The organism is Actinopolymorpha alba DSM 45243, assembly GCF_000373925.1.
GTDB lineage: Bacteria > Actinomycetota > Actinomycetes > Propionibacteriales > Actinopolymorphaceae > Actinopolymorpha > Actinopolymorpha alba.
Genome location: NZ_KB892708.1, coordinates 55,923 through 74,321, shown reverse-complemented (window position 1 = coordinate 74,321; position 18,399 = coordinate 55,923). Strand labels below are relative to the sequence as shown.

The window sequence follows — 18,399 nt, the reverse complement described above, 5'->3', positions numbered from 1 at the left end:
GATCTTGCTTTACCTTGGCAAGACTTGTAGGCAAACGTTCGGAAAAGCGCGACCGACCAGGCGGTGTGTGGCCACACTTGGTCAACGCAGCTGATCAAAAACCCTTGTAATGCGAGAGATTCTTCGACCGTTTCGGCGGCAGCCAAAAGTCGCGGTCACATTCAGCCACGCGTGCTACCGAGGGTCACGTAGCTCGCGTGTTTGCCTACGCGGATGTGGGCGATGCGAGGCATGCTTCGGCCCCAGCATCCATCGCGCTCAGACCGCAGACGGCGAGGGCCCGCCTCGTCCAGGAGATGCTGCGACTATTCGCCAATGACAAAGGGCTTAGGAGTCCTAGTGTCCCGCGTCAGAAGTTCCTTGTCGCCGTCTCTGATGCCCAGGCGGCGCCTCGCCGCGTTGTGCTCATGCGCGTCAACGTCGTGAATGGATCGGAGCCGAACCGCTTCAACCTTCGCGGCCAGCTTTTGCGCCAGCTCCACCGCTTCGGCGAGATCAGTGTCCGTACACGACCAGGTGGGCAACCCCAAGATGTCGTCGAGCATGGAATCGACCGCACCCATCAAGCCCAGCACAGGTGCGTGGGCGGGGAGCCGGTCGTGATCTCCATGACCGGAACACTATCGGCGACCACCGACAAAACCCCGCCCGAAAGAGCCCACTCCAAGGTCCTCCAAAAGGTAATTTTCCGTAACCTCGATAGCACCAAGTAAGCGAGCCGGTGGCCTGAAGAATGAACCGAAACCCTATTCCGAGCCGACCGACGTAAATCGCATAATCGCATGAGCGCGGGTTCAGCTAACGTGGCGACTACTCATTGATAGGCAAGGAGCTTTAGAGGTTACGCCAGGCGCGGACGGTCGCCGCTGCCCACGCTGTGACGCGTTCAGGAAAGCCGTCGGCACCGAAGTCACCACCCTGGGCCACATCCGCGATGGTGACAGCAAACCTGCTGGGCGGTGGTCCGGGCGGCGCCGGCGGCACGGGCTCAGCGGTCATGGAAGATCCGCGATGTGCAGAGGCATTGTTGCGATGCGAGTTGGCCCGGCGGGCTCGGTTGGTCAGCTGGGTGACCGCGGGCAAACCGTCACGCAAATAGGTGTGCAGGATGGCCCGGGGCCTGTCGGCACCTGATGCCGGAAGACGGGCCGGATGCTGGAGCAGGAAGCAGGAGACCGAGACGGCGTGCAACGGCCCTCAAGGCTCCTGCCGGGAGTGGTCGAGTGCGAGCAGGACCTGGAACAGCTCGTCACACGAGAGTGATGGCAGAGCCGCGCCGCATTCGGGGCAACGGGTCATGTGAAGGCCTTCCCGATCGGCGTGCCGACCAAATGCCCCCTCGGAAGCCGGGCGAGTCCATTCATCTCCGTACCAACTAAATCACGTACCAGGCAGACCATCTGCCAGGGCCATGCAGTGGGCGATCGTCGCATCATCCGGGTCGAGGGCCCTTGGCAGGGAAGCGCCGTTTGGGCCGCCCATCTCGGCTTCGCGAACGCGACGGATGATCTCGGCTGGTCCGTGTGCCCGAAGGAGCGTCAGAACCTCAGGCCAGTCGGCGAGCCCGAACCGATCTACGATCCGGCTGGCTCCGTTGCTGAGTAACGCAGCGCCCGCGAGGTCTGAGATCCGGCAGCTTCCTGTGATGGCTTCGAGCGCTGCCCGTGGATCACCCTTGGCCAGCCAGAAGCCACCGGGCTGGTTGCGGTTGGCCCGCAGTCCAGCGATGTAGTCACTGAGGGCTCGGTCGTACTCCGCACTGCCCTCCTTAGCGGCATCGAACGCGGGGCGGTAACGCCGGCGGACCATTTCCTCGCGGCGATCATCGACGATGAGAGGTTTACCTTGGACCTGATCAAGTATGAGGACAGAATCGCCGAGTACGAGGTAGTCAGCGCGGCCGCCGCATAGGCGCAGAATGGCAACTGTCGCAGACGGACTGCGCGGGTTGGCGAGGTCGCAGGTGTTTCGGTGGGCATCGGCTACGCGCTCGATGGCCTGGGCAAGCAGAGTCGGAAGGTCCTGATCAGGATCAAGCCACAAGCGGCCGAGGAGTTCTCCTCCAAGCCGGCCGGTGTACCACGCAACGCCATGCGAGCAGATCGACTCGATGCCGGACATGCCAGCGCCATCGAGGAGCACCGCGGCCGTCGGCACCGTGCCGAAGAAGTCCTCATTCACCCGGTCCGGCCTCGCCGCCACGCTTGCCACCGCCACCTGCATACCTGAGGCCTCCTCGATCCCAGCTAGCTGACGAGCCGGCCTCTCAGCGCGTTGACCTGATTGTCGCTCAGACCTCCGTAACGAAGGTACTGCTCAACACCGCCGTATCTGTCGTTGAGATGCTTGAGTACCGCGAGCATGGTCTCCGGTCGGGCGGTGAAGAGCTCCGCCAGTTGGTTCCGCTCAGTGGGGTCGTCGATGAGGGCAAGCTGTTCGGCGACGTGGTCGCGCATACGGTCGCCCAGGACGGCGTAGTCAGCGGCGACAGATTCGGCGTCTACTCCGGCGAGGCTCAACGCGAGTGCTACCACGTTCCCGGCCCGATCCTTTCCCCAGTGGCAATGGACGACGACTCCTCCGGCCGGTGCATCCGCGATCGCTCCGACCGCTGCGGCGAGCAGGTCGGGGTTGCGGTCGAGCATCACGATGTAGTCCTGGTCGATGCTCAGGGTCGGGTCGTAGATGTCGCCGGGTCTGGACAGCGGCAGGTTTCGATAGAGCGGGTCGCTCGCGAAGGGGGATGGATACGCTTCGCATTCCTGGGGCGTTCGTACGTCGATGATCCGCCTCACCGAAGCCTTGCGGACCGCGTTGACGCCGGCTTCGGTCAACCGGTTGAGATTGTCAGACCGAATCAAAGCTCCGCCAGCGATCTGGCGACCGCCACTCGTGGGTAATCCACCAAGGTCACGGACATTGAGGCAGTTCGGCCACTGCAGATGGATGCGTCCCGTCCCAGGCACCTGCACGTCTCTCCTTTCCGCTGCCGATCGGGTGAGTCGCTGAAGGAGCTACGCGGGACAGAGTCTGCTCGACTGGGCGCCTTGCCCGCGCCCAGATTCTGGGTACGCCGAACCGATGGGTGAAGAACCCGTGTCGCAAACTGGTCGCATCGGGCGTGGCGTGCGGTGGCTGCGTTCGGCCAAGACGACGATCCCATCCGCATGCGACGCCTCATCGAGGCGTATCAGGAGGCCGGCAGCACCATCGCCTGCCTGATGAACTGAAGAACCTGGCCGCTCGGGTTATGCCTGCCGCGTCGGAGGGCTGACGTACCCCGCCTTGCAGGGGCGTATCCGCAACGGGCCCGAGCGCGGGCCACGTCCGTGGGTCGTCCAGAGAGCGCGAGAAGTCTGCGGGCTAGGCTCAGCGCACGACCACCGAAGGAGCGAACGACGATGCCCGAGCTGAGGTCCCGTACAGTCACCCACGGCCGCAACATGGCGGGAGCCCGCGCCTTGATGCGCGCCTCCGGGGTAGCGAGTGAGGACATCGGTAAGCCGATCATCGCCGTTGCCAACTCCTTCACGGAGTTCGTCCCTGGGCACACCCACCTCCAGCCGGTTGGCCGGATCGTGAGTGCCGCCATCAAGTCCGCTGGGGCCGTACCCCGCGAGTTCAACACGATCGCCGTGGACGACGGCATCGCGATGGGCCACGGCGGCATGTTGTACTCCTTGCCGTCTCGCGACCTGATCGCGGACAGCGTCGAGTACATGGTCGAGGCGCATTGCGCCGACGCCCTGATCTGCATCTCCAACTGCGACAAGATCACCCCGGGCATGCTGATGGCCGCCCTGCGGATCAACATTCCGACGATCTTCGTCTCCGGCGGGCCGATGGAGGCAGGCAAGACCACACTGACGGATGGCACCGTCCGCAAGCTGGACCTGATCAACGCGATCAGCGATTCCGTCAACGAGAGCGTCTCGGACGAGGACATCCTGCGTATCGAGGAGAACGCCTGTCCGACCTGCGGCAGCTGCTCGGGCATGTTCACCGCCAACTCGATGAACTGCCTGACCGAGGCGATCGGGCTCGCCCTTCCGGGCAACGGCTCGGTCCTGGCTACCCATACAGCCCGCAAGGCGCTGTACGAGAAGGCGGGAGAAACGATCGTCGCACTGGCTGAGCGTTACTACGAGCACGGCGACGAGACGGTCCTGCCACGCACCATCGCCACCCGAGATGCCTTCGACAATGCCATGGCGCTCGACATCGCCATGGGTGGCTCAACCAACACGATCCTGCACCTGCTGGCGGCCGCTCAGGAAGCCGAGCTGGACTACGGACTGGAGGACATAAACGAGGTTTCGCGCCGGGTTCCGTGTCTGGCCAAGGTCGCGCCTAACGTCGCTCCCAGGGGCACGTACTACATGGAGGATGTGCATCGAGCTGGCGGCATCCCCGCGATCCTCGGCGAGCTGTACCGCGCCGGCCTGCTCAACGAAGGCGTGCACACCGTCCACTCCCCCTCCCTTGCCGCCTGGCTGAAGACCTGGGACGTGCGCGGCGGGTCCCCATCCGCCGAGGCCGTCGAGCTGTGGCACGCTGCCCCCGGCTGCCGGCGCTCCGCGACCGCCTTCTCCCAATCCGAACGTTGGGACAGCCTCGACACCGATGCCGTGGACGGCTGCATCCGTGATGAAGCCCACGCGTACTCCAAGGACGGTGGACTCGCAGTCCTGAAAGGCAACCTGGCCGTCGACGGCTGTGTCGTGAAGACAGCTGGCGTTGACGTGTCCATCTTGACGTTCGAAGGTCCAGCCGTCGTCTGCGAGTCGCAGGAGGAGGCCGTCGACAAGATCCTCCGGAAGGAGATCAGTGAAGGCGACGTCGTCGTCATCCGTTATGAGGGCCCCAAGGGCGGTCCGGGTATGCAGGAAATGCTCTACCCAACTTCCTTCCTGAAGGGCCGCGGTCTCGGCAAGGCCTGCGCTCTCGTCACCGACGGGCGCTTCTCCGGCGGCACGTCTGGCCTGTCCATCGGTCACGTCTCCCCAGAGGCCGCCTCCGGAGGCACAATCGCCCTCGTCGAGGACGGCGACCTGATCCGCATCGACATCCCCAACCGCAGTATCGAACTCCTCGTCGACGACGACATCCTCGCAACCCGCCGCCAGGCTCTGGGCGGCGTCTACGCTCCCAAGGACCGCGACCGCAAGGTCTCCCAGGCACTCCGCGCCTACGCGGCGATGGCGACCAGCGCCGACAAGGGCGCCGTCCGCGACGTGACCAGGCTCGGCTGATCACACTGCCCTAACTAATCCTGACACCACGGCCAAGGCGGGCTCGGCTCTGCGAAGTCGACCAAGGTAGCCATCGACGTCCTGCTTGGTGGCCACGGCTCTCGAAGCCCGCGAGACGGCGATCAGCGCCGCTGTGTGGATCGTGGCTTTTCGGACCATTGCCCGGTCCGCCTGTCGGGCGCCCGCTAGACCGTCGACGTAGGCCTCCACAAGGTTGTCGATCTCGACAGACGAGTACAGGGCGAGACTCGCGAGATCGGCGCCAACCGTGTTATAGCCGAGTTGGCCCCAGTCGACCGCCACCACCTGGTCCTGCTCTTGGCGAATCATGTTCTGCGGTAGTGCGTCACCGTGAGACAAAACCAGCGGTAGTCGGCCCAAGACATCCAGAATCACGTAGCGGGCCCGCCAAACGCTCTCCACCTTGGCCTGTTTCGCCACGCTCTCCGCTCGCCACCCGGGCAGCGTAGCCAAGAACGGCAGGCGGACCCCAGCGACGAGAAACTCGTCTGAGTGCTCATCTGTCCCACCTCTGTGTCCCAGAACTGTGCACATTGTCAGCAGTAGTCGGACGGCCCCGGGCCACAAGCCCGGCTCGGCGCCCCGGGTCGCCTCCGAACGGATCTGAGCTTGTGTTGCCGCGCAGCTGGGCAGGGGTGTGACGACCCGTGCGATCGGCGACGCAGTCGGGCTAAGGCCCGCCGCGATCCGCGCCGGCCTGTACCGCACCCAACAGAAGGACGCACAGTGAACCTGACCCAGGTGGACGAGTGGTTGTCCAGCGCGGTGCGGCGGTGGGGGAGCCCAACCGTCCAACCGCCACCCCCCAGCCCCGACCACCCGGACGGGTGGATTGAGGTGTCGACCGGCTGGCGCAAGGCGTGGGTGTGGATGCTGGGCGGGCACACCGCCGGCCTTTCCATCACCGAAGAGTTCTGCTCCTACACGACAACCGTGTGGCATGACGGCCAGCCGATCCGGTCCGTGGCGTTGAAGACCCTGCGCCCACCCACCGCCTACCACCTCGCCGCCCTCACCGCCTTGACGTGGGGTGCCGGGTCAGCACAGCCCGGTTGAAAGTTCCCGGGGTTCGTCAGCCATCTGTCCACTCCCATGTGTCCCAGAAACGTCAACGACGCCTTGCTCGGGCGCGCATTTCCGCAAGCCTCAGAACGGTCGGATGACGACAGTGCCGTCCTCCCGGCGGATGGCGACGTTGCGCGGTGCGCGCGGGCTGGGACGCTGGACCCACTGAACGATGTCCGGGCGAGGCTGGCCTTCTCGGCTGCCCGCTTGTTGCGCTCTCGCTCGCGTTCCTGCTCGCGTTTCTTCAACTGTGCAAGGAGTCCCTGTTTCACGACGTGGGGATGGTGGGTGATCACCCACGCGTCGCCGTCGTCGCGCCACATGCCACGTTCGAGCAGTTCGACTATCGCTTGCTCCCGGTGTGCTGTGCCGGCGAATCGTCGGACCATGATAGTCACCAGCCGACTGGGCTGGAAAAGGGACGACACGCCTCGAACGCGGGCTGGGAACACAGCCATGGGCACACCCCCGATCGTTGATCGGACAGCACCGGAGGGTCGGCAACCTACGCGCCAGAAGATGGTCCGACGTTGCCGCGGAAGCGGGGCAATGCCCAGCGTCTACGAGGGATCCCGTCGTCCACCCATTTCGTTCGCTCGTTCGGGTCGAAACGGAATCCAGACCGCCTGGTAAGCGTTCCATGACCGGACAGCCTCATCGCTGACTGCCATCGGGTGATCACGGAGTGCCCGTATGACCCGCCCGGCTTCCGGTGCCCGGATGGGTGCGTCATACGCAACAGCGACGCCTCTTACTCGTCGTCGGTTTGGAGGTTGTCGGGTAGCGGGCCGGATTGGTGTTCCCAGGGTGGAGGGAACGGGTTGCCGACTGGTTGCTGGAAGAGTGCGCCAGATCGTCTGGTGGGGTGTTCGCGACGCGGAACGGGACAGCCTTAGATGCCGGTAACGTTCGCCGCGCCTTTCGCAACGTGGTGAGGAAGGCAGGGCTAGAGGCTGAGAACTGGACACCGCGCGAGATGCGGCACAGCTTCGTCTCGCTGCTGTCAGACAGTGGTATGCCGATTGAGAACATCTCGCGCCTGGTCGGGCATGGCAAGTCACTCATTTAGTCACTCAAACAACGACGAGGCCCCTTCTCGGCTACCGGGAAGGGGCCCTTTTCGCGTTTGACCTGCGGAAACGTGGGTGGGCGATACTGGGATCGAACCAGTGACCTCTTCGGTGTGAACGAAGCGCTCTCCCGCTGAGCTAATCGCCCAACTCAGCTGCCCGGACGGGCGACAGAAACCCTAGCGCATGCGCGTTCACCGCCACGAGCGGACCCAGTTGATCGTCCTCACCAGTGGTTCCGGCCAGCCGAAGCTCGCAACCCACCACCAACCGGCGAGGGCGAGCACAATCACCACGGTCAGCGCGATGAGGATGTTCCGCTTGCGCACCCGCGGGTCGAGTGCCTTCGCGCTCGCTTGCTGAGCCTTCTGCTTCGCCCAGTCAAGCGTGCGGCGAGCCCAGGCGAACTCCGTGGCGAGGATCGCGAGCCCGACGATCACCGTCACCCAACCGGGCCCGGGCGTGATGAACATGATCAGGCCGGCCACGACGAAGGCCGCGCCCACGATGAAGGTTCCAACCCGCCAGGTGGCGTCGAGCGTGCGGTTACGGCGGACTCGACCGCGTACCCGGTGGTGCCAGCGCGACTCACGGGCGGGGGCGGGAGGCTTGTGCTCGGTCGCCGGGTCGTCCACCACGGCTCCGCGCACGGATTCGGCGGCCTCGCCAGCCTCAGTCTGCCGGCCGCCGGAACCGCGAATGTCCTCGTCGCTCACATATCCTCCCGAGTGGTCCCCTCCGCGCCGGTTCCGCTACGGTCTTGGGGCGCCGGCCGCGTCGCAAGTCTTCAGTCTCCGCTCTCGAAAGAGCCTAAGGCCTCTCGACATGCCGCCTCTGACGTCCCAGACTTCGCGATCTTGTCTCAGATACCGAGATTATTCCTGGGGCGAATCGGCCAGACCGGGACGCATTTCCCCACCGGGTTTTGGGACTGGGGCCTTCGTAGAGCAGACTCTCGCGCTATGGCCCTACCGCCGGTTCCGCACCACCCACGGAAAGGCCCCCGCCCCCCGATGGATGCACTTCCCGCCTCGGTGACTCACGCACTCCCACTCCGTCTGATTGACGGGACGGGCGCCGCGCTGAAGCTCACCGCTGAGCTGAGATACGACGCCGCCGACCCGTATGCGGTCGACGCGGTGTTCCACACTGGCGAACCCCGCGGCGTCCGCTGGGTCTTCGCCCGCGACCTTCTGTCCGAAGGCCTCTTCCGCCCGTCCGGCGACGGTGACGTCCACGTGTCGCCGCTGGTGGACGAGAGCGGGCAGGCGATCGTCCTCATCGAGCTCCGCTCCCCCGACGGGGAAGCGGTGCTTCACGCCCCGGCTGACGGTCTCGCGGCGTTCCTCCAGAGCACGTACGCGATCATCGCGCCGGGCCAGGAGAGCAGCCACGTCGACCTCGACGTCCTCGTCGAGACGCTGCGCCGCAGCCCTGGGTCCAGCCTCTAGACCTCGCGGACGGCGGCGCGCCACGCCATCATCCGCTCAGGGATCAGTCCGCTCTGCGGCCTGCCGTGCGAACGTCTCCATCGCTCGTACCGTCACCGGTCCGGGGGCGGTCAGAGCGCGCCCGTCGAGAGCGTGCACCGCTTGTACGTCACGCGTCGTCGAGGTGAGAAAGATCTCTTCGGCATCCTCGAGCGCGCTCATCGGAATGTCCTTCTCGATGCCACCGAACCACTCGAGGACGAGTGCGCGGGTCACGCCGGCCAGGCAGCCGGCCGTCAGCGGCGGCGTGTAGAGCTCCCCGCCGAGCACCACGAAGACATTCGAACCGGTTCCTTCAGACACGTTTCCCACGGTGTTGGCGAAGAGCGCCTCTGACGAGCCGCGCTCCTGGGCGTACGCCAGGGCCAGGACGTTCTCGGCGTACGACGTCGTCTTGACCCCGGCCATTGCCCCGCGCTCGTTTCTCACCCACGGCACCGTGGTGAGCGCTGTCGTCGCCGGTCGCTCGGCCAGCTCCGCGACCGCCACCATGACCGTCAAGCCATGGTTGCCGCGTTCCGAACCCAACGGCGCGGGCCCGCCCGTCACGGTGATCCGGAGGCGTCCCGTCGGCTGGTTCCAACCATCGAGGACCTCCGCCACGGCGTGGCGTACCTGATCGAGGTCGGGCTTGGGGAGATTCAGTCCGAGCGCCGACCTGGCGAGTCGCTCCAGGTGGCGGGTGAAGGCGAACGGCTGCCCGTCGACCACCTTCAGCGTCTCGAACACACCGTCACCCACGGTGACTCCATGGTCGAGCGGAGCGAGTGCCGGTGCGTACGGATCGGCTACGAGGCCGCCGTTGACCCACAACCTCATGGCGCCTTCATCCCTTCTGTCGTCCAGTTTTCGTCGCACTGGTCCTGAAATTCCTGTATTACCGGACCAGGCCGACAAGCCCGATTGCGGCGCCTACGGTTCGTTACATGCGGCACCTGCACGTTCGTATTCTCCTGGTCGTGGTCCTTGTCGCCGGAGCCGCGTCCGCGGGTTGCGGCAAGAACTTCTCTGCGCATGTCGTACCCACTCCGACGCCCCCACCAGCGTCGGCGGTGACCACCGTGACAAGCACACCACCCGCCCGCGCGACCAAGGAGACCAGGGAGACCAGGGAGACCCCGGAGACCGGGCAGACCTGGGAGACCGGGCAGCCGGTCTCTCCCGAAGCGACGGCCGCGGAGCGCCCGATCACGCTCGCCTTCGCCGGCGACATCCACTTCGAACGACACCTGCGGCGATTGCTCGACCAGCCGGCGACCGCGCTCGCGCCGCTGCGGGAGCAGCTGGCCGCGGCGGACCTCACCATCGCCAACCTCGAGACCTCCGTGACGACCCGGGGCCGGCCCGAGGACAAGTCCTACAACTTCCGCGCCCCGCGGTCCGCACTCGACGCCCTCGCCGCCGGCGGCGTCGACGTGGTGTCCATGGCGAACAACCATGCCGTCGACTACGGCCCTGTCGGGTTGGCCGACAGCCTTGCGGCGAAGGCCCGCGCTCCCCTGGCTGTCGTGGGGATCGGCGCGAACGCGGCCGAGGCCTTCGCGCCCCACCTGGTGACGATCAGGGGTACGACGATCGCGGTGATCGGCGCCGACGCCGTCGTGGACCCGACCACGCGGAACTTCTCGGCCACCGAGTCCAGCGCCGGGGTCGCCGCGTCGCTCGACCCGCAGCGTCTTCTCGCGGCGGTACGTCAGGCGCGCCAGGAAGCCGATGTCGTAGTGGTCTACCTGCACTGGGGTGTCGAGCGGGAGGGCTGCCCGACCGGCGACCAGCGGTCGCTGGCCCGCGCACTCTCGGCTGCCGGCGCCGACATCGTGGCCGGCACCCATGCCCACGTCCAGCTGGCAGCGGGTCAACTGACCGGCACCAGCGCCTTCGTCGCGTACGGGCTCGGCAACTTCGTTTGGTACAACCGCAGCTCCACCGAGACCATCACGACCGGCGTCCTGACGGTCACGCTCTCTGGGCGTACCGTCGCGAAGGCCCACTGGGCGCCTGCCCTGATCGGGTCCGACGGACTGCCCGATTTCGCGGCCGGCAGGCAGGCGCGGGAGATGCGCCGGGACTGGGTTCGGCTCCGCTCGTGTGCGGATCTGAGCGACGTACCGGAACCCCCAGTTTGAGTCGGGCGAAGGATCGGATAATGTTCTCTGCGCGTCGAGGAAACAGCGCGGCGCACATGCGGACGTAGCGCAGCTGGTAGCGCATCACCTTGCCAAGGTGAGGGTCGCGGGTTCGAATCCCGTCGTCCGCTCGGAGCGGGCCTGGGGGGTCTGGGGTTTGCCCCCAGGTCTCACACTTGCAGGCCTGTCGTCGGTGGAGTGGCCGAGAGGCGAGGCAACGGCCTGCAAAGCCGTGTACACGGGTTCAAATCCCGTCTCCACCTCGAACCCCTCGCAACACGCGGGCGATTAGCTCAGTGGGAGAGCGCTACCTTGACACGGTAGAGGTCACTGGTTCAATCCCAGTATCGCCCACCCCGCATTTCCGCAGGTCAGGCCCCGTTTCGGCGGGGCCTTCCTCATGTCCTGAAGCACCCGGTCTCATGTCCTGAAGCACCCGGACAGCCTCGACGCATCCGGACGATCTCAGCAGGTCCCTGACTCGGCAGGGTCACCCGTTCTCGGCAGATTCCGTACAGATTCCGTACAGATCCCGGCACGTGATGAAGCGCACTCCCACTGAATCACTAGGAATTCCCGCCCGTCAGGTACTCTCGCCTGCGTGAGATTCCCGCCGCCGCTCGACCGCTCCGCTCCTTCGATCGGTGCCGGGACCCGCGGTCGCTGTTGTCGCTGACGCCAACATCCGACCAGCGATCCGTGCCTCGCCGGGCCACGCGGTGCCCATGAGGATCCGGCGCGTGGGGTGAGACGCCGCGGAATATCCCGGCCACTCCCCATCACTTACATATCGGTAGTTCACCGGCGGGGGCCGAGAGAAAGCCACTTCAGAGTCCGACCACGTGTGTCTTGGAGCAAGTACATGCCCACCTCAGGCTGGTCGCGGGCCGTCCGGTCCGTCACCCCCCTCCGCACCCTCGTCGCTGCCGCCGCGGTCGCTGCCCTCGCGCTCTCGGCCTGCACGACGAACGCCGGCACGACCGACGCAGGAACGCAAGCCGGCGCGAAGCCCGGCGCCGTCAACCCGGACGCGACCATCACGGTGGGCTCGCTCAACGAACCAACCACTCTCGATGTGGTCAAAGGTGGCAACACCGGCCACGCCCAGGTGTTGCTCCGCAACGTCGTCGAGGGCCTCACGGTGCTGACGGATGACGGCAAGGTCGAGCCCCTGCTGGCGAAGTCGTGGGACGTCTCCCCCGACGGCAAGGTCTACACCTTCCACCTCCGCCCAGGGGTCACCTTCTCTGACGGCACGCCTCTCAAGGCGAGCGACGTCCGGGCGACGCTCGAGCGGGTGATCTCCGAGGAGTCGACCAGCGCCCGTAAGAAGAACCTCCAGGTCATGAAGGACATCGAGGCGCCGGACGCGAGCACCGTCAAGGTCACCTTGTCGGAGCGTTCCCAGTCGTTCCTCTTCTACCTGACCGCGACCGGAGCGGCGGTGACGAAGCAGAGCGCCGGCAAGCCCGACACCACCGTGATCGGGACCGGGCCTTACACCGTTGCCGATTGGAAGCAGGGTGACTCCATCACCCTGGACCGCAACGAGAAGTACTGGGGCACCAAGCCGGCCAACAAGCAGGTCGTCTACCGGTTCTTCAAGGACGCCACCGCCGAGAACAACGCCCTTCTCAGCGGGCAGCTCGACCTCGTGACGCAGGTGACGTCGCCCGACATGCTGACGCAGTTCGAGAACCGCCCCGACTTCACCATCGTGGAAGGCACCTCGACGACCAAGGAGTTGTTCAACTTCAACGACGCGAAGGCGCCGTTCACCAATGTCGACGTACGCCGGGCGATCCGCCAGGCGACCGACCGTAAGGCACTGTTGACGGCCGTCTGGGCTGACCGTGGCCAGGTCATCGGCTCGATGGTGCCGCCGACCGACCCGTGGTACGAAGACCTCACCAGCATCGACGCGTACAACCCGGCGAACGCGAAGAAGCTGCTGGCGAAGGCGGGATACCCGAAGGGGCTTTCGTTCACCGTCGACTACGTGCCCTCGGACGCGACCAACATCATCGCGCAGGGTCTGAAAAGCCAGCTGTCGCAGGCCGGCATCACCATCAGGCTGAACCCGATCGACGACGCCACGTGGACCGACAAGGTGTACAAGAACCACAACTTCGCGGCCACGATCATGACGCACGTCAACCAGCGCGACCTGGTTTGGTACGGCGATCCGGAGTTCTACTGGCAGTACGACAACAAGCAGGTCCAGCAGTGGGTGAAGCAGTCGGAGTCCGCGGCCACGCAGGCTGAGCAGACCGCGCTGCTGAAGAAGGTGGCCCGCAAGATCTCCGAGGACGCGGCCAGCAACTGGCTCTTCCTCGACCCGGCGATCAAGGTGGCCTCGAGTTCGGTCAGCGGCTACCAGAAGAACAACACGACAGACAGCTTCTATGTGGCGCCGATCGCCAAGCGGTCCTGATCTGTCGCCCGCGCACGTGGCCGGCGCCTGCTTCGGCGGGTCGCCGGCCAGGTGCCGGTCTATCGACCACGTGACCGGCGGGAGGTAGGCGTGCTCGGGTACCTCCTCCGGCGGGTCACCTGGCTGCTGGGTTCACTGGTCGTCGCGGGTTCGGCGATCTTCTTCCTGCTCCGGGTGCTTCCGGGTGACCCGGCGGTGACGCTGCTCGCGGTCGGCGCGTCACCTGACCAGCTGGACGCGATCCGGCACCAGCTGGGTACGGACCGGCCGCTGCTGGAGCAGTTCACCGGATGGTTCGGCGGACTGCTGAGCGGCCAGCTGGGCGAGAGCCTCTTCACCAGGCTGCCGGTCCTCGACCAGATCGTGGGCCGGCTCCCGGTGACGCTTCCGCTGGCCCTGAGCGCGTTCGTCCTGTCGTTGCTGGTCGCCGTCCCGATCGGGATCCTCGCCGCCGTACGCCGGCGCGGGGTCGCCGGGATCGTCGTTTCCGCCCTCGCGCAGCTGGGCATCGCGCTGCCGGTCTTCTGGGTGGGGATCATCCTGGTCTGGTTGGTGGCCGTGGACTGGCGCCTGCTCCCACCCGGCGGCTTTCCGCGCGATGCCTGGCTGGAGCCCACGCTCGCGGCACGGTCGCTGGTCCTGCCCGTGATCACGCTGACCGTCGCGCAGACCTCCGTCCTGGTGAGGTACGTCCGGTCGGCGACGTTGGACGTGCTCAACCAGGAGTACATCCGGACCGCGCGATCCCTCGGCTACAGCCTGACCCAGGCGCTGTGGCGGCACGGTCTCCGCAACGGCGCCGCGCCGGTGGTCAACGTTCTCGGTGTGCTGTTGGCGAGTTCCCTGCTCGGAACGGTCGTCATCGAGAGCGTCTTCGCTCTGCCCGGCCTCGGCACGCTGCTGCTCACCAGTGTCAAGGCGCGCGACCTGCCGGTGGTCCAGGGCACGGTGTTCCTCATGACCGCCACTGTCCTGGTGGTGGGTCTCGTGGTGGACGTCGTTCAACGGCTGATCGATCCACGGCTGCGGGGTGGTGCGGGATGAGCGTGCCCACACTCGAGTCGACCGCTGTGGAGGCGGGGCCGACGCCAGGTGTCCGGACGCGCCGTGGGGTGCGCTCGCCCGCCTTCGTGGCCGGCGTCGTGGTCGTCGGCGCCATCCTCGCGCTGGCCCTCGTGTCGCTGATCTGGACGCCGTACGGCCTCGACCAGGCATCCCCCGGCGCCCGCCTGTCCGGGCCCTCGGCACTCCACTGGGCCGGCACCGACAGGCTGGGACGTGACCAGTTCACCCAGCTGATGCTGGGCGCGTGGACCGCTGTGTGGGTCGGGTTTTCCTCCGTCGTGGTCGCGTCCGTGATCGGCGTGCCCCTGGGTCTGGTGGCGGCCGCGGCCGGACGGATGGTCGACGACGCGATCGCTGGGCTGATCGACATCGTGATCGCGTTCCCGACACTGCTGCTCGCGATGCTGCTGGTCACGGTGTACGGCGCGTCGACGGGGGTCGCGGTCACGGCGATCGGCATCGGCCTGTCCGCCGAGGTGGCGCGGCTGACCCGGATCTCCGCGAGCCGGGTGTTCACGCAGGACTTCGTGCTCGCCGCCCGGACCTGCGGAACCCGCCCGGTGATGATCCTTGTCCGGCACGTGCTTCCGAACATCTGGCACACGCTCGTGGTTCAGGCGACCCTGGCCTTCGGCATCGCGGTCGTCGCCGAGGCGTCGCTGTCGTACCTCGGGCTGGGCACGCCGCCGCCGGCACCGTCGTGGGGACGCATGCTGCAGGAAGCGCAGGCGACAGTGAGCGTGGCGCCCTGGAACGTCGTACTCCCCGGCCTCGCGGTCGCGGCGACCGTGATCGGCGTCAACCTGCTGGGCGACGGGCTGCGCGAACTCCTCGACCCGCAGCTCCGCGAGCGTTCTCGCCAGGGAGCCGACCGATGACGGTACTCGCGGCCACGAACCTCTCCATCGCTCTGGGCGGTCGCTCGCTCGTCCGGGACGTCACCCTCGAACTCGCCGCGCACGACCGGGTCGGGCTGATCGGGGAGTCCGGCTCTGGCAAGTCCCTGACCGCGCAGGCGCTCCTTGGCCTGCTGCCCGACGGCATGCGAGCCACCGGCCGGATCGTCATCGACGGTCGGGACTACCTCGAAGCGCCAGACCGCGCGTGGCGGCGGGTGCGTGGCAGCACGGTGAGCATGGTGTTCCAGGAGCCGCTGACCGCGCTCGATCCGCTGATGCCGGTCGGCCGGCAGATCGCCGGCCCGCTCCGGCTGCACCACGGACTCAACCGGGCTGACGCGCAGGCCCAGGCGCTCGAGTGGTGCCGGCGGGTCCACCTACCCGACCCCGAACGCATCGTGCGCGCCCTGCCCCACCAGATTTCCGGCGGCCAGCGGCAGCGGGTGGCGGTGGCGATGGCGCTCGCCTGCCGGCCGCGGGTCCTGATCGCCGATGAGCCGACGACGGCCCTCGACGTCACCGTGCAGAAGCAGATTCTCGCGTTGCTGGACGAGCTGATCGAGGAGACCGGCGTGGCCCTGCTGTTCATCAGCCATGACCTCCCCGTGGTCGCCGGCCTCGCGCGGACACTGCTGGTGATGCGTTCTGGCGAGGTCGTCGAGTCGGGCCCGACCGACGATGTGCTGCGCCGCCCGAAGTCCAGCTACGGGCGCGAACTCGTGGCCAGCGCCCGCGAGGTCACCCGGCTCGCGAGCCCGCCCGCCGTGGTGACGCCCGGCGCCGCCGGCACAGAGCGCGGTGACGCATGACCGAGCCCCTACTGGTGGGAGAGCACCTGACGCGTCGCTACCCGCGGCGGCCCCGGCCCGCGCTCGACGACGTGAGCGTCACCGTCCACGCGGGAGCGAGCCTTGGCATCGTCGGCGAGTCCGGCGCGGGCAAGACGACCTTGCTCCGGCTCCTTCTGGGTGTCGACCGTCCGAGTGCTGGTGAGGTGCGGTTCGCTGGTACGCCGCTCGACCGGGTCCCGGAGCGGGATTTCCGGCAGCAGGTGCAGGTCGTCTTCCAGGATCCGCGTTCGTCCCTCAACCCCCGGATGCCGGTCGCGTCCATCATCGCCGAACCCCTGCGCTCGCTCCGGATCGGCGACAGCCGTAGTGATCGCGCCGACCGGGTCGCCGAACTACTGACCGCCGTCGGGTTGCACCCTGACGACGGCCAGCGATACCCACATGAGTTCTCCGGCGGGCAGCGCCAGCGGATCGCGATCGCCCGCGCGCTGGCGCCGGCACCTCGGGTGCTGCTCGCCGACGAACCCGTCAGTGCGTTGGACGTGTCCGTACGCCGGCAGATCGTGGAACTCCTCCAGGAACTCGTCGAACGCCTCGGGCTCACGCTCGTCCTTGTCTCCCACGACCTGGCTATCGTGAGCCAGCTCTGCCAGCAGGTCACGGTCATGCGAGACGGCCGGGTCGTCGAGACCGGCCCGACCTCGACCGTGCTGGCCACCCCGACCGACGACTACACGCGCGCACTGCTGGCGGCCATTCCACGGTTGCCAGCCGACCTCGAAGAAGTCCCTCCCCAGACCACGGAGGCATGACTATGACCGGAACCCCCACCACCCAGGCGGTCACCGACGACAGCACCGGCTTCGCGGCCGAGTGGCAACGGTGGCACGCGCAGCGTGATGTAACCGTCGCGGCGCCGGGCGGAAGCCTCACTCTCACGGGAACCCACTGGCTGTCGGCTGCGACCCGGATCGACGGGCTGCCGGGCACCTGGTCGGAGGAGGGCTCGGACGTACGCGTGACAGGCGCACAAGGCCTCACCGTGGACGGCGAACCCGTGAACGACGGGCTCCTGCACGCCGGGCAGCGACTCGCCGTCGGCGACGTCGAGCTCGCGATCATCAAGCGGGGCGAGGACATCGCGGTCCGAACGTTCGACCCGAACGCCGCGGCGGTCGCGGCATTCGGTGGCATCGACGCCTTCGCACCAGACCCGGCCTGGATGGTGGCGGGAGAGTTCCGCCCGGCGGACCCCGACGGGACCATCCACATCAACCACAGCAACTCCGAGCGCGAGGCCGACTATCCGATCGTCGGGACCTTCGCGTTCTCCGTGGCCGGCGCGGACGCCGAGCTGGTGGCGATCCACACCGGTAAGGAAGGCCAGGCACACATCACGTTCAGGGACGCCACGAGCGGGCGTTCGACGTACGGTCCGGCCCGCTTCCTCTTCCTGCCGCTCCCGCCGGCGGCCGGGCCGGTGACGCTGGACTTCAACCGGACGGTCCTGCCGCCCTGCGCCTTCTCTGACGCGTTCATCTGCCCACTCCCGCCGGCCCAGAACGTGCTGCCGTTCGAGATCAACGCCGGAGAGAAGCAGGTGCTGACCCGCTGCGCCCGGTAAGGTAAAGGATCGGCAAAACGATCTGAGGAGGTGCCGCATCATCACGCGCACCTCATCACGCCCGTTCGGCGTTCCTCGGATTCTCTCTGCCTGCTTTCTCACCCTCCTGTTGCTGCTCGGTGTGCACCTTGCCGGAGTCGAGGCGCACACCCGCCAGCAACACCCGCTTCCGGCCCTCCAGGCGGGCGCCGGCCCGTGCGTGTCCGCTGACCCGGGTTCCACTCAGATGGCCCACCCCCAGTGGCCGGCCGGGAGCAAGCACACCCCCAAGCTCACCGCCGGATCCACCATCGGTTCGGCGATCCACGGGCTCGACTCCACTCCGCAGGACCTGCTCAGCACCACCGCTCCGGCCGGCGTCAGCCAGGCCGAGCGCGACGCGATGGTGCCGGTCCTCACCAACGACCTACGGGTCTACGCGAGCCGCGCACCACCACGCCTTCTCGGTCCCTGACCTGTCCGTCTGAGGTCTCCGCACGTTCCCGCGTGCGAACCACCCGGAGGTCCTACCGTGAACCGCGCTCCCGCGGTCCACGGCGTGGTGGCGTCTACTCTTCGGCCC

18 protein-coding genes, 4 tRNA genes and 1 pseudogene are annotated in these 18,399 nt (G+C 67.1%); 15 read left to right on the top strand and 8 right to left on the bottom strand.

What is annotated here, in order from left to right; all coding sequences use genetic code 11:
- Window positions 1–305 precede the first annotated feature (305 nt).
- The 4 genes and pseudogenes from B141_RS0102830 to B141_RS0102815 form a co-directional block, all read right to left on the bottom strand.
- On the bottom strand, window positions 306–563 hold the full coding sequence (locus B141_RS0102830; protein ID WP_169512895.1) for a hypothetical protein: 258 nt from the start codon (window positions 561–563) through the stop codon (window positions 306–308).
- A 271-nt stretch (window positions 564–834) separates the two neighbouring features.
- A pseudogene (locus B141_RS51190) lies at window positions 835–1,299 on the bottom strand (DUF5946 family protein).
- Between the two features lie 81 nt (window positions 1,300–1,380).
- A complete protein-coding gene (locus B141_RS0102820) occupies window positions 1,381–2,223 on the bottom strand; it encodes a protein phosphatase 2C domain-containing protein (RefSeq protein ID WP_020573652.1) in 843 nt (280 codons plus the stop codon).
- A gap of 23 nt (window positions 2,224–2,246) precedes the next feature.
- The gene (locus B141_RS0102815) at window positions 2,247–2,972 is read right to left on the bottom strand and encodes a tyrosine-protein phosphatase (RefSeq protein WP_020573651.1); all 726 of its coding nucleotides are present in this window, start codon (window positions 2,970–2,972) and stop codon (window positions 2,247–2,249) included.
- Window positions 2,973–3,401: 429 nt separating this feature from the next.
- On the opposite strand from B141_RS0102815, the gene ilvD reads away from it, so the two are divergent.
- Window positions 3,402–5,252: a dihydroxy-acid dehydratase gene (gene ilvD, locus B141_RS0102805; protein WP_020573649.1), complete on the top strand. Its 1,851-nt coding sequence runs from the start codon at window positions 3,402–3,404 to the stop codon at window positions 5,250–5,252.
- On the opposite strand, the gene B141_RS48960 is transcribed toward ilvD, so the two are convergent.
- Window positions 5,253–5,807 (bottom strand): phosphotransferase family protein, encoded by a 555-nt coding sequence (locus B141_RS48960; RefSeq protein ID WP_272944055.1) that lies wholly within the window; start codon window positions 5,805–5,807, stop codon window positions 5,253–5,255.
- A 192-nt stretch (window positions 5,808–5,999) separates the two neighbouring features.
- Between B141_RS48960 and B141_RS48955 the strand changes: the two genes are divergently transcribed.
- On the top strand, window positions 6,000–6,329 hold the full coding sequence (locus B141_RS48955) for a hypothetical protein (RefSeq protein ID WP_020573647.1): 330 nt from the start codon (window positions 6,000–6,002) through the stop codon (window positions 6,327–6,329).
- A gap of 805 nt (window positions 6,330–7,134) precedes the next feature.
- Entirely contained in the window at window positions 7,135–7,407 is a 273-nt protein-coding gene (locus B141_RS52665; RefSeq protein WP_420313571.1) for a tyrosine-type recombinase/integrase, read from the top strand.
- Window positions 7,408–7,484: 77 nt separating this feature from the next.
- Here B141_RS52665 and B141_RS0102785 read toward each other — a convergent pair.
- Window positions 7,485–7,556, bottom strand: a tRNA-Val gene (locus B141_RS0102785).
- Window positions 7,557–7,602: 46 nt separating this feature from the next.
- Window positions 7,603–8,124: a TIGR02611 family protein gene (locus B141_RS46730; RefSeq protein WP_020573645.1), complete on the bottom strand. Its 522-nt coding sequence runs from the start codon at window positions 8,122–8,124 to the stop codon at window positions 7,603–7,605.
- Between the two features lie 297 nt (window positions 8,125–8,421).
- On the opposite strand from B141_RS46730, the gene B141_RS0102775 reads away from it, so the two are divergent.
- Window positions 8,422–8,859: an SsgA family sporulation/cell division regulator gene (locus B141_RS0102775; protein ID WP_020573644.1), complete on the top strand. Its 438-nt coding sequence runs from the start codon at window positions 8,422–8,424 to the stop codon at window positions 8,857–8,859.
- A gap of 36 nt (window positions 8,860–8,895) precedes the next feature.
- Here the strand turns inward: B141_RS0102775 and B141_RS0102770 are convergent, their stop codons facing one another.
- Window positions 8,896–9,717 (bottom strand): aminotransferase class IV, encoded by an 822-nt coding sequence (locus B141_RS0102770; RefSeq protein ID WP_020573643.1) that lies wholly within the window; start codon window positions 9,715–9,717, stop codon window positions 8,896–8,898.
- A 107-nt stretch (window positions 9,718–9,824) separates the two neighbouring features.
- Between B141_RS0102770 and B141_RS38600 the strand changes: the two genes are divergently transcribed.
- The 11 genes from B141_RS38600 (at window position 9,825) to B141_RS0102715 (ending at window position 18,291) form a co-directional block, all read left to right on the top strand.
- Window positions 9,825–11,024 (top strand): CapA family protein, encoded by a 1,200-nt coding sequence (locus tag B141_RS38600; RefSeq protein WP_020573642.1) that lies wholly within the window; start codon window positions 9,825–9,827, stop codon window positions 11,022–11,024.
- Window positions 11,025–11,082: 58 nt separating this feature from the next.
- Window positions 11,083–11,155 (top strand) — tRNA-Gly (locus B141_RS0102760).
- Window positions 11,156–11,216: 61 nt separating this feature from the next.
- A tRNA-Cys gene (locus B141_RS0102755) sits at window positions 11,217–11,287 on the top strand.
- A 19-nt stretch (window positions 11,288–11,306) separates the two neighbouring features.
- Window positions 11,307–11,378 (top strand) — tRNA-Val (locus B141_RS0102750).
- A 508-nt stretch (window positions 11,379–11,886) separates the two neighbouring features.
- A complete protein-coding gene (locus B141_RS38595; protein ID WP_020573641.1) occupies window positions 11,887–13,458 on the top strand; it encodes an ABC transporter substrate-binding protein in 1,572 nt (523 codons plus the stop codon).
- A 90-nt stretch (window positions 13,459–13,548) separates the two neighbouring features.
- Window positions 13,549–14,502 carry an ABC transporter permease gene (locus B141_RS0102740; RefSeq protein ID WP_020573640.1) on the top strand — a complete coding sequence of 318 codons (954 nt, stop codon included), beginning with the start codon at window positions 13,549–13,551 and terminating at the stop codon, window positions 14,500–14,502.
- Window positions 14,499–15,401, top strand: coding sequence for an ABC transporter permease (locus B141_RS0102735; RefSeq protein ID WP_020573639.1), 903 nt, complete (start codon window positions 14,499–14,501; stop codon window positions 15,399–15,401). The genes B141_RS0102740 and B141_RS0102735 overlap by 4 nt, the downstream gene beginning before the upstream one ends.
- Window positions 15,398–16,231 carry an ATP-binding cassette domain-containing protein gene (locus B141_RS38590; RefSeq protein WP_020573638.1) on the top strand — a complete coding sequence of 278 codons (834 nt, stop codon included), beginning with the start codon at window positions 15,398–15,400 and terminating at the stop codon, window positions 16,229–16,231. Before B141_RS0102735 ends, B141_RS38590 begins: the two co-directional genes overlap by 4 nt.
- Window positions 16,228–17,025, top strand: coding sequence for an ABC transporter ATP-binding protein (locus tag B141_RS0102725; protein ID WP_020573637.1), 798 nt, complete (start codon window positions 16,228–16,230; stop codon window positions 17,023–17,025). The genes B141_RS38590 and B141_RS0102725 overlap by 4 nt, the downstream gene beginning before the upstream one ends.
- 2 nt (window positions 17,026–17,027) lie before the next feature.
- Entirely contained in the window at window positions 17,028–17,837 is an 810-nt protein-coding gene (locus B141_RS0102720; RefSeq protein ID WP_020573636.1) for a DUF1684 domain-containing protein, read from the top strand.
- Window positions 17,838–17,946: 109 nt separating this feature from the next.
- Window positions 17,947–18,291: a hypothetical protein gene (locus tag B141_RS0102715; RefSeq protein WP_020573635.1), complete on the top strand. Its 345-nt coding sequence runs from the start codon at window positions 17,947–17,949 to the stop codon at window positions 18,289–18,291.
- Window positions 18,292–18,399: the final 108 nt, after the last annotated feature.